This window comes from Lunatibacter salilacus (assembly GCF_009797935.1).
GTDB lineage: Bacteria > Bacteroidota > Bacteroidia > Cytophagales > Cyclobacteriaceae > Lunatibacter > Lunatibacter salilacus.
In genome coordinates, this window is record NZ_VOLC01000050.1 from 1 (window position 1) to 1,026 (window position 1,026).

Genomic DNA, 1,026 nt, shown 5'->3' on the forward strand with positions numbered 1-1,026 from the left:
CCCCGACTGGGTGTAGTATCCACTCAATGGTATTAAGTTAAGGTAAATCCGGTGAAAGTGGGTTGATTAATTGATGGAATCTTCAGCTATTTTTACTATATTTATAGTTCATAAAACACATAGAAATGAAGGCAAAACCTACATCCCAATTCACGGATAGTCCTAACGGATGTCCGGAAAAAAATCTATGATTTTTTACATTCTACTGATAATCAGTCGTTTTACACAAGTTCCCCTTCCGATTTCAGCCGGGCATCAGTCCTCGATTTTCCGACGGTCGCCGTTTCCATACTAAAGCTGTTCAAGGAGTCGGTTGAATTTGTAACCCATGGGGTTCTATCCCAGCTTTCCAAAGTGCAGGTTTCCGGCAGTGCGTTTTGTCAGGCCAGAAGCAAGATCAAACCTGATTTCTTCCGGGATCTCTCCATGCTGACCGCCGCCCATGCCCAAACTCTTGCATTACCCCGCTGGAAGGGGTACCGGGTACTTGCGGGTGACGGCAGTACAATCAGTCTCCCCGGCTCAAAGCAGATAAGAGCCCACTTCGGCATCCAGGCAAACAGTGCCGGCAAGACCGACCGCTCCCTTGCCCGGATTTTCCTTGTCTATGACGTGCTTTCCGGCCTTACACCCAGTGCGGGGCTGGGCAGGACTAGCACGGGGGAAAGTGGCATGCTTGACGCCTGTCTTGAATCAGTTCCCGCCGATCCCGGGGACCTTCTGGTTCTGGACAGAAATTTTGGACACTTCAACAGGGTGTTTAAGCTTTTTGAGAACAAAAGGGCTTTCTGCATACGCATGTCGGTTACCAATTCGGGGTTTGCAAAGAGGGGCATTGCCGACAGCAGACAGGATTTTTTAACCTGCTGGGAGCCCAGCAAAAACGAACGGGAAAGTACCCCGGGAGCCTCTCCCATTACCGTCAGGGTAACCAAAACCGTACTTGAAGGCGGTGTGGAGGAGATTCTTGTCAGCAGCCTGACGGACATGGAAACGGTAAGCAGGGAGGAGATGGTGAAACTTTAC

At 49.9% G+C, this 1,026-nt stretch carries 1 protein-coding gene; it reads left to right on the top strand.

What is annotated here, in order from left to right; genetic code table 11:
* Positions 1–354 precede the first annotated feature (354 nt).
* Positions 355–1,026 (top strand): transposase (locus FQ608_RS27070; protein WP_158861639.1); only part of this gene is annotated, 672 nt, incomplete at its 3' end.